General features: G+C 69.1%; 11 protein-coding genes. 3 read left to right on the top strand and 8 right to left on the bottom strand.

Features of this window, described 5'->3' with window-relative positions; all coding sequences use genetic code 11:
* The 3 genes from B1A74_RS13355 to hpnD form a co-directional block, all read right to left on the bottom strand.
* Positions 1-736: SDR family NAD(P)-dependent oxidoreductase (locus B1A74_RS13355; protein ID WP_077244913.1), on the bottom strand; the 736-nt coding region annotated here is incomplete at its 3' end.
* Positions 733-2,076 (bottom strand): hydroxysqualene dehydroxylase HpnE, encoded by a 1,344-nt coding sequence (gene hpnE, locus B1A74_RS13350; protein ID WP_077244912.1) that lies wholly within the window; start codon positions 2,074-2,076, stop codon positions 733-735. The genes B1A74_RS13355 and hpnE, both read right to left, overlap by 4 nt.
* A 6-nt stretch (positions 2,077-2,082) precedes the next feature.
* On the bottom strand, positions 2,083-2,937 hold the full coding sequence (hpnD, locus tag B1A74_RS13345) for a presqualene diphosphate synthase HpnD (RefSeq protein ID WP_018947925.1): 855 nt from the start codon (positions 2,935-2,937) through the stop codon (positions 2,083-2,085).
* Between the two features lie 124 nt (positions 2,938-3,061).
* Here hpnD and hemN point away from each other — a divergent pair, with 124 nt between their 5' ends.
* On the top strand, positions 3,062-4,456 hold the full coding sequence (hemN, locus tag B1A74_RS13340) for an oxygen-independent coproporphyrinogen III oxidase (protein ID WP_018947924.1): 1,395 nt from the start codon (positions 3,062-3,064) through the stop codon (positions 4,454-4,456).
* A 131-nt stretch (positions 4,457-4,587) separates the two neighbouring features.
* On the opposite strand, the gene wrbA is transcribed toward hemN, so the two are convergent.
* From wrbA to B1A74_RS13320, 4 genes are all read right to left on the bottom strand, one after another.
* On the bottom strand, positions 4,588-5,208 hold the full coding sequence (gene wrbA / locus B1A74_RS13335; RefSeq protein ID WP_018947787.1) for an NAD(P)H:quinone oxidoreductase: 621 nt from the start codon (positions 5,206-5,208) through the stop codon (positions 4,588-4,590).
* A 90-nt stretch (positions 5,209-5,298) separates the two neighbouring features.
* The gene (locus tag B1A74_RS13330; RefSeq protein ID WP_018947788.1) at positions 5,299-8,097 is read right to left on the bottom strand and encodes an EAL domain-containing protein; all 2,799 of its coding nucleotides are present in this window, start codon (positions 8,095-8,097) and stop codon (positions 5,299-5,301) included.
* A gap of 60 nt (positions 8,098-8,157) precedes the next feature.
* A complete protein-coding gene (locus B1A74_RS13325) occupies positions 8,158-8,550 on the bottom strand; it encodes a DoxX family protein (RefSeq protein ID WP_018947789.1) in 393 nt (130 codons plus the stop codon).
* A 35-nt stretch (positions 8,551-8,585) separates the two neighbouring features.
* The gene (locus tag B1A74_RS13320) at positions 8,586-9,518 is read right to left on the bottom strand and encodes a phosphate/phosphite/phosphonate ABC transporter substrate-binding protein (RefSeq protein ID WP_077244911.1); all 933 of its coding nucleotides are present in this window, start codon (positions 9,516-9,518) and stop codon (positions 8,586-8,588) included.
* Positions 9,519-9,803: 285 nt separating this feature from the next.
* Between B1A74_RS13320 and B1A74_RS13315 the strand changes: the two genes are divergently transcribed.
* Positions 9,804-10,886: a hypothetical protein gene (locus B1A74_RS13315; protein ID WP_077244910.1), complete on the top strand. Its 1,083-nt coding sequence runs from the start codon at positions 9,804-9,806 to the stop codon at positions 10,884-10,886.
* Positions 10,883-11,704 (top strand): OmpA family protein, encoded by an 822-nt coding sequence (locus tag B1A74_RS13310; RefSeq protein WP_018947792.1) that lies wholly within the window; start codon positions 10,883-10,885, stop codon positions 11,702-11,704. The genes B1A74_RS13315 and B1A74_RS13310 overlap by 4 nt, the downstream gene beginning before the upstream one ends.
* Here the strand turns inward: B1A74_RS13310 and glnD are convergent.
* Positions 11,625-14,295 (bottom strand): [protein-PII] uridylyltransferase (glnD, locus tag B1A74_RS13305; protein ID WP_143592265.1); only part of this gene is annotated, 2,671 nt, incomplete at its 5' end. The genes B1A74_RS13310 and glnD overlap by 80 nt on opposite strands.

The following is a 14,295-nucleotide window of genomic DNA, read 5'->3' as shown; positions in this document are numbered from 1 at the left end:
CGGCCGGGTCGCCGGGGTCGAGGAAGTAGAGATACGGCCCCACGGTGTCCTCCGGTGCCGGCAGGTTGGCCGGGTCTTCGCCGGGGTAGTGCGCGCGGCGGAAGCGGGTGCGCACCGGGCCGGTGTCCACGCCGTTGACGTGGATGAAGCCGCCTTCGTGACGGTGTTCCCGGTGCAGGATCTCCAGCAGGCTTTCCTGCGCCGCCTTGGCCATGCCGAAGGCGCCCCAGTAGGCGCGGCTGGCGTCCTGGGTAGAGATCACCAGACTGCCGGTCGGGCTGGCTTCCAGCAGCGGAATGACGGCCTGCACCAGGAAGAACGGCCCGTTCAGGTTGGCGTTGACGACCTTGAACCACAGTTCCGGGTCGTACTGCTTCAGCGGGGTGAGGGTGCCGGCCCACCCGGCATTGAGGACCACGCCGTCGAGCCGGCCGAGCGAGTCGCGGATGCTCTCGGCCATCTCGCCGTAATCCTTGACCGTGGCCCCCTCGTGGTTGAGCGGGTAGATCGCCGGCTGCGGGTGCCCGGCGGCCTCGATGGCATCGTACACGCGCTCCAGGCCCTTGATGTCCTTGTCCAGCAGGACCACCACGGCACCGGCGGCGGCGCAGGCCTCGGCGATCTGGCGCCCGATGCCGTCGGCCGCGCCGGTCACCAGGATCACGCGGTCGGCAAAGGCGCCGGGTTCGGGCCGATAGTCGATCAGCTTCGGGATGTCGAGCGGGGTGTCGGTCAAGAGAGGTCCTCCATGAGCAGATGCGCCGATTCTAAACCGGAGCGCACCGCGGCTTCGAGGGTGGAAGGGAGTCCGGGGACCAGATAATCCCCGGCGAGCAGCAGATCCCGGCACGCAGTGCGCGGTTCGGGACGGCGGGTGTCGATGCCGGTGCAGGCATCAAAGGTCGCGCGGCGTTCGCAGACCGCGTGCTGCGCGACCGGGGTGTCCAGCCCGGGCACGCAGCGGGCCAGTTCCGCGGCCACCGTCGCGCAGCGGGTGTCGGCATCCATGGGTGCGGCGTCGTCGGCGGCCGAGGTGACCACGGCCACCCACTCCGGATGCCCGCTGACGCGGCGCGGCACGGCCCACTGGCCGTACTGCCCCAGCAGTCCCAGCAGGGGCGGCAGTTCCTCCACCGCACGCGGGTAGCGCAGGTACACGGTGCAGATGCTGCGCCCGCCCATGCCGCGGATGCGCTCGCGCAGGTCGCCCGGGTCGGCGGCTTCGGGGAGCAGCCCGGCGGCGGCGGCCGGAGCGGTGGCCAGGATCACGGCGCGTGCCTCGCTGCGCCGGCCACCGCGATCCTCCAGCATGACCGGCGAAGCCCCCGACCCGGGGGCTTCGGGCAGTTCGATGCGCCGGATGCGCCGTCCGAGGTCTACGGTTGCACCGCGTTCCCGCAGTTCGGCCAGTGCCGGTTCCGGATAGATTGCCCCCAGCGGTCGCGCCGGCAGCAGCAGACGAGCCGCCTCCGCGCCGTGGGTCAGGGCCTCTCGCAGGACCTCGCGGAAGACCCGCGCCGACGCGCTGCGCAGCGGGGTGTTCATGATCGCCAGGCACAGCGGCTCCCACAGGCGCTCGATCAGCGCGGGCGGCTGGTGGTGGTACTGCAGCCAGGGGCGCACCGGTCGGTCCTGATGCAGCGGGCCGTGCAGCAGGCCGACCGCACCCAGGGTGGCGCGCAGCCGTACGCGCAGGGGTTCGGTTTTCAGGGCGGCGTACAGCGCGCGGCCCAGCGCCGGCAGGCGCGGCGAGGCCGGGTTCAGGCGCAGGGCCTCGGTGCCGTCGGCGGCGCGCAGTTCGAGGCCGAAGGGCAGGGCGTGGAAGGCCTGCTCCGGGTCGACGCCGACCGAGCGGATCTGTGCCAGCGCCGCTTCGCAGGCGCCCACCAGGATGTGCTGGCCGTTGTCCAGTGTGGTCTCGTCCAGGGTCAGGCTGCGGGCGCGGCCGCCGGCCACCGGTGCGCTGTCCAGCAGGTGGACCGGGTGGCCGGCGCGCGCCAGCGCGAGCGCGGCGGTGAGGCCGGCCCAGCCGGCCCCGACCACCGCCACCGGCCGGGCGTCGGACGCGACGGACACGCGGGCTCAGCTGCGCCGGCGTTCGCGGCGCAGGCGGCGGTAGGTGCGCCAGGCGATCCACAGCTTGCGCAGCGGGGTCAGGTGAACCCGGTGCTCCAGCACGCGGTAGCCGTCATCGGCGATTTCGTCCAGCAGGCGGCGGTAGATCGCGGCCATGATCAGGCCCGGGCGCTGGGCGTAGCGGTCCGCTGCCGGCAGTTCGGCCTCGGCCTTGTCGTAGTAGCGCCGGGCGCGTTCGGCCTGCTCCGCGAACAGCGCGCGGTGGCGGTCGTCGGTGAGGTTGCGCTGGAACTCCTCCGGGCGCACGCCGTGTTTCTGCAGTTCGTCCATCGGGATGTACACCCGCCCGCGCATCGCGTCCTCGTGCACGTCACGCAGGATGTTGGTCAGCTGCAGGGCCATGCCGAGATCGTGGGCGTACTTGAGCGTGCCGCGCTCGGTGAACCCGAAGATGTGCGCGGAAAGGATGCCGACCACGCTGGCCACGCGGTAGCAGTACAGCGACAGTGTGGTGAAATCGGGGTAGCTGTCGTAGTCGAGATCCATCTGCATGCCGTCGATGATCTCGTCGAAGTACTCGCGGCCCAGATCGAACGGGGCCAGATGCGGCTGCAGCGCGCGGGTGATGGGGTGCTGCGGGTCGCCGTCGTACAGCCGTCCGATCTCGCCGCGCCACCAGTCCAGCTTGGCGCGGGCCACGGCCTCCTCGCTGGTCTCGTCGACCACGTCGTCCACCTCGCGGCAGAAGGCGTACAGCGCGGTGATCGCGCGACGGCGGTCGTCTTCGAGGAAACGGAAGGCGTAGTAGAACGAGGAGCCGCTCTTTGCGGCCTTTTCTTCGCAGTATTCGTCGGGTGACATGGTTTCTCGGGGCCGGGCCGGATGTGCGCGCAGAGGCTAGCATAAGGCGGGTCGGGTGACCTGCCTCAAGCCCCGGGGTGCGGGCCGGGGGTATCATGGGACGGTCCGCCCACAGGAGCCCCCGATGGAACAGAGCCTGATCTTCGACCGCGAGATGCTGCAACGCTACGACGTCAGTGGCCCGCGCTACACGTCCTATCCCACCGCGCCGCAGTTCCACGAGGGGTTCGACGACACCACCTATGCGGTGCAGGCCGAGCGTTCGCAGGCCGACGGCGTCACGCGGCCGCTGTCGCTGTATGTGCACGTGCCGTTCTGCGACACGGTGTGTTTCTACTGCGCCTGCAACAAGGTGGTGACCGGCAATTACGAGCGGGCGCGCAGCTATCTGGACTATCTGGATCAGGAGATCGCGCTGCAGGGGCGGCTGTTCCGCCCGGAGCGTCCGGTGGAACAGCTGCATTTCGGTGGTGGCACGCCCACCTACCTGAGCGATGCCGATCTGGATCGGGTGATGGATTCGCTGGGTCGCAACTTCAACCTCTCGGACGGGCCGGAGCGCGAGTTCTCCATCGAGATCGACCCGAGGGCGCTGCGCGAGGGCACGCTGCCGCTGCTGGCCGAGCGCGGCTTCAACCGCATCAGCCTCGGCGTGCAGGACTTCGACCCCGATGTGCAGCAGGCGGTCAACCGCATCCAGCCGTTCGAGGTAACGGCCGGGGCGATCGAACAGGCGCGGGCCTGCGGCTTCGGCTCGACCAACGTGGACCTGATCTACGGGCTGCCGAAGCAGACGGTGGAGACCACGCGGCGGACCCTGGAGCAAACCCTCGAGCTGCGGCCGGAGCGGCTGGCGATCTACAACTACGCGCATCTGCCGGAGCGCTTCAAGGTGCAGCGCCAGATCAACGAGGACGAGCTGCCCTCGGCGGCGGAGAAGCTGGCGATCCTGGAGACGACCATCGGCATGCTGACCGATGCCGGTTATGTGTACATCGGCATGGATCATTTCGCGCTGCCGGACGACGAGCTGGCCCGCGCCCAGCGCGCCGGCACGCTGCAGCGCAATTTCCAGGGCTACTCCACGCGTGCCGACTGCGACCTGGTGGCGATGGGGCCGACCGCGATCGGGCGTATCGGCGATACCTACAGTCAGAACGTGCGCGAGCTGGATCGCTATTACGCGCGCCTGGATGCCGGGCGCCTGCCGGTGTTCCGGGGCATCGTGCTGTCGGATGACGACCGCCTGCGGCGCGAGGTGATCACCGACATCATGTGTCATTCGCATCTGGATTTCGGCCGGGTGGAGGCCCGCCACGGCATCGATTTCCGTGAGTATTTTGGTGCGGAGCTGGAACGGCTGGACGAGATGGAACGGGACGAACTGGTGCGCGTGGGCGAGCGCGAGCTCGACGTGCTGCCACGCGGGCGCATGCTGCTGCGCAACGTGGCCATGGCCTTCGATGCCTGGCTGGACCGGCCGGAGGCCGCGCCAGTGAAATACAGCCGGGTGGTGTAGGAGGCCGGCCCTCCGGCCGATTTGGCGCGGTGGGTTGTCGGGGCCCGATCGGCCAGGGGGCTGGCCTCCTACGGGTCGCACCCTGCCCGGCAGGAGGCCGGCCCTCCGGGCGATTTGGGCCAGGGGTGTTGTCAGCCGGCGGCCTGGCCCAGCTTCTGGGTGCGGGCGACTTCGGCGACGTGGCGGCCCTGGGATTCGGCCATGCCGAGTTCGGCCTCGGTGGGCTGGCGGCTGCCGTCGCCGTCGGCCAGGGTGGTGGCGCCGTAGGGGGTGCCGCCGCTGATCTGGCCCATTTCCAGCAGGCGCTTTTCGGTGTACGGCAGGCCGACGATGGTCATGCCGAAGTGCATCAGGTTCACGATGGTGGAGATCAGGGTGGTCTCCTGGCCGCCGTGCTGGCTGGCGGTGGAGCTGAACACGCTGCCGATCTTGCCCACCAGGCGGTCGTTGAACCACAGCGAGCCGGTCTGATCCAGGAAGTTCGCCATCTGTGCGGCCATGCGGCCGTAGCGCGTGGGTGTGCCGATGATGATGGCGTCGTAGTCGGCCAGCTCCTCGGGACGGGCCACGGGGGCCGGCTGGTCGAGCCGGGCGCCGGCGTTGCGGGCGACATCCTCGGGCATCAGTTCGGGCACGCGCTTGATGGTGACCTCGGTGTCGGCGACGCCGCGGGCGCCCCGCGCCTCGGCTTCGGCCATCTGCTCGATGTGGCCCCAGGTGGAGTAGTACAGCACGAGTACTCGGGTGGTCATGGCGGGTCCTTTCTTGCGGGATATTTCCCCAAGGTTAGATCCTGACCAGCCGAATGAAAATCGCCATTTTGGCGATCGAATATTCGGTTTTTACGAATCGTTTTCGCCGGAGGCCGGGGCCAGCGGCTCGCCGGTGCCGGCGAGGGCCTCGACGGTTTCGATGGTTGCGGGACGGCCGTACAGAAAGCCCTGGAAGTGCCAGCAGCCCAGGTGCATCAGGAACGCGCGCTGGTCTTCGGTCTCCACGCCTTCGGCGATCACGTCCAGGCGGAGGGTGTGGGCGAGGTTGACCACCATCTCGGCGATGGCGGCGTCATTGGGATCGTCGAGGACGTCGCGCACGAAGGACTGGTCGATCTTGAGCTGGGATAGCGGCAGTTGCTTGAGATAGGCCAGCGACGAGTAGCCGGTGCCGAAGTCGTCCAGGGCGAAGCCGATGCCCAGCTCGCGCAGCTGCTGCATGTTGTCGATCGCGTGATCGATGTCTTCCAGCAGCATGCTCTCGGTGATCTCGAGCTTCAGCCGGGGGCCCGGCGCCCCGGTGGCCTCCAGCAGGCCGGCGAGTTCGGCGACGAACGTACCGTGGCGGAACTGGCGCGCGCTCACGTTCACCGACAGGGTCAGGTCGCGCAGGGCGGGGTCGTGTTTCCACTGCGCCAGGCGCCGGCAGGCCTCCTCCAGCACGCGCTGGCCGATGGGCACGATCAGCCCGGTCTGCTCCGCGACCGGGATGAACTCGCCGGGCGAGACCCAGCCGCGTTCCGGGTGCGCCCAGCGCAGCAGGAGTTCGGCCCCCACCGGGCGGTCGTCGCTGTTGACCTGCAGCTGGCAGTGGACCTCGAACTCGTCCCGGCGCAGGGCTTCCCGGAGCTCGGTCTCGAGCTGGAAGCGGGCTTCCACCGCGCGGTGCAGCTCGGGGTCGTAGAAGCGCACGGTGTTGCGCCCGGCGTTCTTGGCCCGGTACATCGCCAGGTCCGCCTGCTTGAGCACTTCCTGCACGCCGAGGTGGTCGCCGCTGAACAGGGTCGCGCCGATGCTGGGGCTCACGTGGCGGTCCTGGCCGCCGATCGGGAACGGCTCGCGCATCAGCTCGATCAGCTTGCGTCCCACCGCCTCGGCCTGGGTGGCAGCGCGATCCTGGTCGGCGTTGAGGTCGTTGAGCACGAGGACGAATTCGTCGCCACCCAGGCGTGCCAGCGTGTCGGCCTCGCGGGTGGTGGAGCGCAGGCGCGCGGCGACCTGCTGCAGCAGTTCGTCGCCCACCGCGTGGCCGAGGGTGTCGTTGATGTCCTTGAAGTTGTCGAGGTCGAGGAACAGCGCCGCGCCGTGCAGGCCGGTTCGGTGTGCATGGGCCAGCGACTGACGCAGACGGTCGTGCAGCAGCGTGCGGTTCGGCAGGTGGGTGAGGTTGTCGAAGAAGGCGAGGCGGCGCACTTCTTCTTCCGCCCGCTTGCGGTCACTGATGTCCATGATGGTGCCGAACAGGGCGATCACGCGGCCGCGTTCATCGCGCCGGGTGCTGGCGAATACGCTGACCCAGCGGGCATCGCCTTCCCGGGTGCGCAGGCGGATCTCTTCGGCAAAATCACGGTCCTGTTCGCCCTGCATCAGGGTGTGGCAGACCTGGTCGGCCTCGGCACGGTCCTCGGTGGCGACGAATTCGCACAGGCTGCGGCCGAGGCTCTCGTCCACGCTGAAGCCGGTCAGCTTCTCCCAGGCCGGGTTGAGCAGGGTCCAGCGGCCCTCGGCGTCGGTGCGGAAGATTACTTCCGAGATGTTGTTGACGACCTCCTCGTAGCGCGACTCGCTCTCGTGCAGGGCATCCGCCGCCTGGCGGTGGGCGGTGATGTTGAGGGTCAGGCCGCGCAGCACCGGGCGCCCCTGGTCGTCGGCAGCCCACGACTGGATGTCGCGCAGCCACATCCAGTAGCCGTCGCGGTGGCGGAAGCGGTAGTCCACCAGGCGGGGCTTTTCGGAAGGATCCCGGGAGGTATCCTTGACCCGCGACAGGTCTTCGGGATGGATGCGCCGCACGCGCAGCCCCGGGCGCGCGAGGCGCTCGACCGGATATCCCAGGAGATGGCGGGTGTCGCCGGCGATGAACTCCCAGTGGCCGGTCTGCGGATTGGCCTCCCACAGGAGGGCGTCGGCTCCGCCCAGCATGGATTCCAGGCGCGCAACGGAGCGGTTGAGACGGGTATTCTGCTGCTCGATCTCGCTCTGGGTGGTCTCCAGGTGTTCGGCGACGTTGTTGAACGTGCGGGCGAGATCGCCGAATTCGTCGCTGGAGGTGACCTTCAGGCGATATTCGAGATTGCCGCGTTGCAGGGCCTGGCCGCCCAGGTTGAGCAGCCGCAGCCGGCGGGTCACGATCAGCGCGAAGAGGGTCCCCGCGGCCATGGACAGGGCCAGCACGCCCAGGGCCAGGGCGATGTTGCGGTGCAGCAGGTCGGTGGCGAGGGCGTCGATGTCATCGGTGGAGTACTCGACGTGGATCGTCCCGAGGTGCTGCCCGGCCAGATCCACCGGGATGCCCATCTCCAGGGTTCCGGGTTGCTGGTGCAGGCCGTCGTGTTCGGGAAGGCTGGCGGGCACCGAACCCACCTCGGCCATGCGTCGGCCGTCCGCGTCTTCGACCACCGCGTAGCGCAGGGTTGTGTCCTGCTCCAGGTCGTCCAGCAGCTCCTGCAGCATGCCGGGGTCGGCGTAGGCCAGACCGGGCCCGACGGCCGAACTCAGCAGACGGCCCTGCTGGTCGGCGAAGCGTTCCAGCACCTCGGCCTGGTTGTCGCGGATGAGCGAGGTTCCGCTGGCCATCAGCACGATGACCATCACGGCCTGGATGGCGACCGTGCCGATCGCGACCTGCGCGGCGAAGTTCAGGCGCATGGGGTCAGGCGCGGGTCCGGGGCCGGTTGCAGGTGGAGAGAAGGGCGGTGGCCAAGGGAGTCAGCTCCGGTTGACGGAGTAATGGCCCGGGCCGGTGAGTGCCAGTGCCGCCGCGGCAAACAGGAACATGCCCTGCAGTTCCAGGACCCAGCCGCCGTGGGCGGTCAGGTCGGTCAGTTCGTGGGCATGGGCGAGGGCGATGGCGAACACCATGTTGATCGCGATCAGCACCGCGCCGATGCGCGCATACAGTCCCAGGATCACCAGGATCGGGGCCAGGACTTCACCGATGTAGACGCCCCAGGCGACGAACGCGGGCAAGCCCGCGCCCACCACCATGGACTCAATACCGCTGATTCCGCCGAGGATCTTGTCGACTCCGTGCAGCAGGATCATGACGCCCAGCGCGAGGCGCAGGACCAGTTTTCCGGTGTCGTCGAGCATGCTGTCCATGGTGTTCCCCCGTTGTGGTTCGAGTGGTGGCGGGTTCAGCGGTCCGTCGCGGCCGGTTCGCCGCTGTCCGGAAGGACAAAGCCCGGATCCGGCAGCGGCATTATGTCCGGGATGGCGTCCGTGTCGAACCTTGCAAAGCCCCGGTGGCCCATGCGGTTCAGGCGCTCGCGCCCTTCCGGCGTGTCGCTCAGGGCGGTCAGCTGTCCGGCCAGGTCAACGGTGGAAGGCAGGCGGTCCTCGCGCGCCAGGATGACCGCGCCCGGGAAGCGCGGCGTGCGCATCAGCATGCGCACCAGTTGGCCGTCCCGCAGGGAGATCAGGCGTTCCCGGTCCGGGTCACGCGTTTCAGGACGTGCGGAACCCGCCTCGTCATCCACCACCATGATCGCAGCATCCGCAAGGCCGCGCTGCAGCGCGTCCAGGGCGGTCTCGTGATGGGAATAATAGATGTACTCGGGCGGATTGTCCGCCAGTGGAAGATCCAGGAGATAACGCACGGCCACGGTGCCCATGCTCAGACGCGGCGGGGCGGCGATGGTTTGCCCGGCCAGGTCCTGTACCGAGTCGATCGGGGAATCGATCGGCGTCACGATCCGCGCGGAGAGGCGGTGGGTGGCCGCGACCAGCGGACGGTAGTCGCCGTGCGTGCGGGCGCGCCGGGCCAGATGGGACCCGGTGAGCACCAGATCGTAGCGGCCCGCATCGGTTCGCCCGAGGAAGATTTCGAAATTGCGTGCGGTCTCGATGCGCACTTCGCGGTCGAGGGTCTGCGCCAGCCAGTCCCGCAACGGTGCATAGCGCTGAAACAGGGTTTTGGGGCTGGCGAACGGAAGGATGCCCAGGGTCACGGGGTCGGCATCCGCCGCGGGGCCCTCCGCCGTCTGCGCGGCGGCGGGGAGTGCCGCGGCCATGGTCCCGAGGAGCAGGACCAGGGTCAGGATCAGGGGCAGGTTGGTGCGGCCTGGCATCGGGGCCTCCCGGGCAAATCAGTCCCTCAGGGTAGCGTTTCTGGCGGCGCTTTGCCGCCCGCAGGCGAGTGGCGCCCGGCGGCGTGACGGGTTGTTGACGGTACGGGCGTGAGTGGAGCAGCGTGGCGCGCCCGACGGTGTCGGAAGGTCGACGTTTGTCGGGCGGCGCCCGTGCGCGCGGGGCCTGTGTCCGGTGGCCCTGATCTTGCTTGCGGATCCGGGGAGTGGGCATGGCCATGGCGCCGCGGGCGTTTCCCGGGCGCCGACACCCGGACAGGAGCAAGCATGACACAGTGGTTGAACGGACTGGCGAGCGCCCTGCTGGGGGCGCTGGAGGCACTGACGCCGATGACCGTGATCGGCGCGTTTTCCCTCGGCCTGCTGGTCCTCGCCGGTCTGGCGTTGGCGGGCATGGTACTGGGGCGGATGACGCGGCTGCAGGCGGCGGCCCCGGCACTGCTGACCACGCTGGGGATCCTCGGGACCTTCCTCGGGGTGGCGATCGGGTTGCTGGACTTCGATGCGGCGCGGGTCGAGGCCTCGGTGCCGGCGCTGCTGGAAGGGCTGAAGCTGGCGTTCGTTACCAGCATCGTTGGCATTGCGCTGGCGGCCCTGTTGCGCCTGCTGCAGGTGCTGCGGCCCGAGCCCGCCGCCGCGGATGATCCGGACGCGGCCGGGGGCGCGGGCGCCGCGGGTGGCAACGGGTTGCCGCAGGAGCCGGCCCTGGTGCCGGATCTGTTGCGCGAACAGCGCGATGCGATGCAGGCGGTGGCACAGCGCCTGGAGGCCATGGACCGCGGCCTGGAGGAACGTCAGCAGCGCCAGCATCGCGAGACCCTGGAGGCACTGGACGGGCTGGCGGAGCGCATGAGCGAGATGAGCAGCGGCCATCTGGTGGCGGCGCTGGAGCAGGTAATCCGTGACTTCAACACGCGCCTGGGCGAACAGTTCGGCGAGAATTTTCGCCGCCTGGATGCCTCGGTGGGTCGCCTGCTGGAATGGCAGGGGCAGTACCGCGACCAGATGGAGGAACTGCGGCGGGCGTTCGATCAGGCGCGCGAGGGCATGGAGCACTCCGGCGCCAGTCTGGAGAAGCTGACCGATCAGGCCTTCCGCATCACGCGGCACGTGGAGGATCAGGATGCGACGCTGTCCAGCCTGCGCCGCGAGACGGTGGAGCTGGAGGCCCTGCTGGGATCCATCGCGGCGCTGCGGGATCGTGCGACCGAGGCCTTCCCGGCGATGGACGCGCGTCTGGAGGGCATGCTGGAGAGCCTGGAGAACGCGATTGAGGCGGGACAGGCCGCGCAGGCGCGCTGGTCCGCGACCGAAGGGCGCAGCATGGCGGCTGCCGGGGGGCGCTCGTGATCCTGCGGCGGCTGTTTGCGCGGCGGGCGCGGGCTGCGGGGGAAACGCCTTCCGAGCAGGGTTCGCAATGGCTGGCGGTGGCCGACCTGATGGCCGCGCTGATGATGATCTTCCTGTTTATTGCGGTGCTGCACATGGTGCAGGTGGAGCGCTCGCAGGCGGCCCACGAGGAAACCCGCAGCGAGGCGCTGGCGCTGCGCGATGCGATCCACGCCGCGTTGCTGGACGAATTCGAGGAGGATCTGGAGCGCTGGAACGCGGAGCTGGACCGCGAGGATCTGACGCTCAGCTTCCGCGAGCCGGAGGTGCTGTTCGAGCAGAGTTCCGCGGCGATACGGCCGCGCTTCGAGGCCATCCTGGAGGATTTCATGCCGCGCTATGCCGAGCGCCTGCGGCCGTTCGCCGGGGTCATCCGCGAGGTGCGCATCGAGGGCCATACGTCCAGCGAATGGGCCGGGGCGGAGGACGCGCGCGAGGCCTATTTCGCCAACATGGACCTGAGTCAGCGGCGCACGCGTTCGGTGCTGGAATACGCCTGGGGTCTGGAGCGCGTGCGCGGCGAGGACTGGTTCCGCGAGCGCGTCGCGGCGGTCGGGATGTCATCCTCGCGCCGAGTGCTGGATGAGCGCGGACGCGAGGATCGCGAGGCATCAAGGCGGGTGGAATTCAGTGTGCTGACGGATTTCGAGTCGCGCCTGCTGGGCGAGGCGGGCGAGCCGGGCGCCGCGGAGGCGGGGGTCATGCCGGTCCCGCGTCCGCTGCATTCGGACTCCCATTCGGGCCCGCATTCGAACTCGGGGGCTCCGACTCCCGGATAGCTTCCAGCAGGGCCGCGCGCAGGCGTTCGCGTTCGGCTGCGGTGAGCGGCCGGCGGTCGCTGCCGGTGAGGGTGAAGCTGTCCTCGACCTGTTCCCCGGCGGTGGCGATGCGCGCGGTGCGGATGTCGGTGTCGTGCTCGGCCAGCACATGGCCGACGGTGGACAGCAGGCCGGGGCGGTCCAGCGCGCGGATGCGCATGCGCGTGGCACCGCCCGGCGAACCTTCCTCGAATTCCACCCGGGTGTCGACGTCGAAATGCTTCAGCCGCCGCGGGAGCTGGCGCTGCACCGGGGCCGCGCCGACGGCGCCATCGCGCAGCGCCCGGTTGAGGGTCGCGCAGATTTCCTGGGTGCGGTAGCCGGATTCGACGGTCTGGCCGGCGTTCTCCAGCACCAGAAAGGTGTCCAGGCTGTGACCGTCGGCGGTACTGATGATGCGGGCGTCGACGATGTCCAGACCGAGCTGGGCGAGGGCGGCGGTGGTCCGCGCGAACAGGCGCGGGTGATCCTCGGCATAGACGAAGACCTCGGTGCTGCCGCGCGAGGTGCGCGGGCGGACCAGCACCAGGGGCAGGTCCTCGAGGTCGTTGTTCAGCAGGGCCTGGGTGTGCCAGGCGATCTCGTCGGGCGAATGGCGCAGGAAGTATTCGTCGTCCAGGCGGCCCCACAGCACGGCGGCATCTTCCCCGCCAATGCCCTGCGGCGCCAGCAGTTCCAGGGTCTCGCGGCGGGTCTGGCGGATCTGTTCCTCCATGTCCGGCGGCCGGTCGAGCCCGCGGTCGAGGACGTTGCGGGTGGCGTGGTACAGCGTCTGCAGCAGGGAGTCCTTCCAGCTGTTCCACATCTCCGGGTTGGTTCCGCGGATGTCGGCGATGGTCAGCAGATAGAGGAAGTCGAGGCGCTCCGGCGAGCGTACCTCGCGGGCGAATTCCATCACCACGTCGGGGTCGGAGATGTCGCGGCGCTGGGCGGTCAGGGACATCAGAAGGTGCGAACGCACCAGCCAGGCGACCAGCGCGGCGTCCGCGTCCGACAGCCCGTGCTGCTGGCAGAAGTGCAGTGCGTCCTGTGCGCCCAGCTCCGAGTGATCGCCGCCGCGGCCCTTGGCGATGTCGTGGAACAGCGCGGCCAGCACCAGGCGTTCGGGGCGTTCCAGGCCGGCGTGGATCTCGCTGGCCAGCGGGTGTTCATGGGCGAATTCGGGCAGGGCGAGACGGCGCGCATTGCGCACCACGTGCAGGGTGTGTTCGTCGACCGTGTAGACGTGGAACAGGTCGTACTGCATGCGCCCGATGATGCGGCCGAAGGCGGGCAGGTAGTTGCCCAGCACGCCGTAGCGGTTCATGCGCCGCAGCTGGCTGGTGATGCCGCGCGGGGCGCGCAGGATCGCCATGAACAGCTCGCGGTTGAGGCGGTTGCGGCGGAAGTGGCCGTCAATCAGGTGCCGGTGGGCGCGGATCAGGCGCACCGTGGAGGCGCGGATGCCCTGGATCTCCGGGTGCTGCTGGAGGATACGGAAGACTTCCAGCAGGGCCGGCGGGTAGATCATGAAGACCTGGTCGTGGGCGACTTCCAGATAGCCGCCGCGGACCTGAAAGCGGGGATGGATGCGTTCGGGCTGCTGGAGCTGCTCCGGGTCATCCAGGATCGCCTCGTTGAAATGCTGCAGCAGCAGTTCGTTCAGGCGCTCCAGGTCGTTGATCGTGCGGAAGTAGCGCTGCATGAACTGCTCGACCGCCCGGTTGTGGTTCTGGTCGACGAAGCCGAAGGTGCTGGCGAGCTGACGCTGCAGGTCGAACAGCAGGCGGTCCTCGCGCCGGCCGGTGAGCATGTGCAGGGCAAAGCGCACCCGCCACAGGAAGTTCTGCCCCTCCACCATTTCCTGGAACTCGCCCTCGCGCAGAAAGCCGAGCGAGACCAGCTCCTCGATCCGTTCCGCGCCGAAGTGGCGCTTGGTCACCCAGCCGATCATCTGGATGTCGCGCAGTCCGCCGGGGCCTTCCTTGACGTTGGGTTCCAGACGATAGGCGGTTTCGCCGAAGCGACGATGGCGGGCCTGCTGCTCCGCCAGCTTGGCGGCATAGAAGCTGCGTGAATCCCATACGCGATCGGCCTCGATCGTGGCGCGAAAGTCGTTGAAAAGGGCCAGGCTGCCGCTCACATAGCGCGACTCGATCAGGTTGGTAACCACCGTGATGTCGTCGCGGGCCTCGCGGGTGCAGTCCTCGATGCTGCGTACGCTGTGGCCGACCTCGATGCCGATGTCCCAGAGGAAGGTGACGAACTCGCCGATGCGTTCGGAGCGCGTGGCGTCGTGTTCGCCCGTCACCAGGATCTGGATGTCGATGTCGGAGGCCGGATGCAGTTCGCCCCGGCCGTAGCCGCCGACCGCCACCAGACACAGGTTCGGGTCGGCGGCGAGGCCGAACTGGGCCCAGATCAGGCGCAGGAGGTCGTCGATCCGGCGGGCGTGGCCGAAGATCAGATCCTCGATCGCCACCCCGTCATGGAAGCCCCGGTACTGCTGTTCCACGATCCCCCGGCGATATTCGCGGAACCGCGCGATGTCACCGGGGTGGCGGCTGAGCTCC

It is taken from the genome of Thioalkalivibrio halophilus (assembly GCF_001995255.1).
Classification (GTDB): domain Bacteria; phylum Pseudomonadota; class Gammaproteobacteria; order Ectothiorhodospirales; family Ectothiorhodospiraceae; genus Thioalkalivibrio; species Thioalkalivibrio halophilus.
The sequence above is the reverse complement of the archived record's forward strand: the minus strand, read 5'-3'. Positions and strand labels throughout refer to the sequence as shown.

What these genes read in the sequence shown, in the direction of transcription:
- hpnD (WP_018947925.1), bottom strand. Translation starts at nt 2,937, where the DNA reads ATGTCACCCGACGAATACTGCGAAGAAAAGGCCGCAAAGAGCGGCTCC.
- hemN (WP_018947924.1), top strand. Translation starts at nt 3,062, where the DNA reads ATGGAACAGAGCCTGATCTTCGACCGCGAGATGCTGCAACGCTACGAC.
- wrbA (WP_018947787.1), bottom strand. Translation starts at nt 5,208, where the DNA reads ATGACCACCCGAGTACTCGTGCTGTACTACTCCACCTGGGGCCACATC.
- B1A74_RS13330 (WP_018947788.1), bottom strand. Translation starts at nt 8,097, where the DNA reads ATGCGCCTGAACTTCGCCGCGCAGGTCGCGATCGGCACGGTCGCCATC.
- B1A74_RS13325 (WP_018947789.1), bottom strand. Translation starts at nt 8,550, where the DNA reads ATGGACAGCATGCTCGACGACACCGGAAAACTGGTCCTGCGCCTCGCG.
- B1A74_RS13320 (WP_077244911.1), bottom strand. Translation starts at nt 9,518, where the DNA reads ATGCCAGGCCGCACCAACCTGCCCCTGATCCTGACCCTGGTCCTGCTC.
- B1A74_RS13315 (WP_077244910.1), top strand. Translation starts at nt 9,804, where the DNA reads ATGACACAGTGGTTGAACGGACTGGCGAGCGCCCTGCTGGGGGCGCTG.